1 rRNA gene is annotated in these 232 nt (G+C 48.7%); it reads right to left on the minus strand.

The annotated features are described in order from the left end of the window. Positions 1-2: 2 nt before the first annotated feature. Positions 3-118 (minus strand): 5S ribosomal RNA (gene rrf / locus MA884_RS27870). Between the last annotated feature and the right edge of the window lie 114 nt (positions 119-232).

Consider the following 232-nt stretch of genomic DNA (forward strand, 5'->3'; position numbering starts at 1 on the left):
AATCTTGACGATGACCTACTCTCACATGGGGAAACCCCACACTACCATCGGCGATGCATCGTTTCACTGCTGAGTTCGGGATGGGATCAGGTGGTTCCAATGCTCTATGGTCGTCAAGAAATTCTGTGGCCAGCTCGTTCAACAGCAACGTGCCGGCGAAAATCGATAACTTCTACTAAAACAAAACCCCTACCTGCGTCAGCAGATAGGGGTTTCGGAATTTAATCTTGAC

This window comes from Pseudomonas sp. Q11 (assembly GCF_024494355.1).
Lineage (GTDB): Bacteria > Pseudomonadota > Gammaproteobacteria > Pseudomonadales > Pseudomonadaceae > Aquipseudomonas > Aquipseudomonas hefeiensis.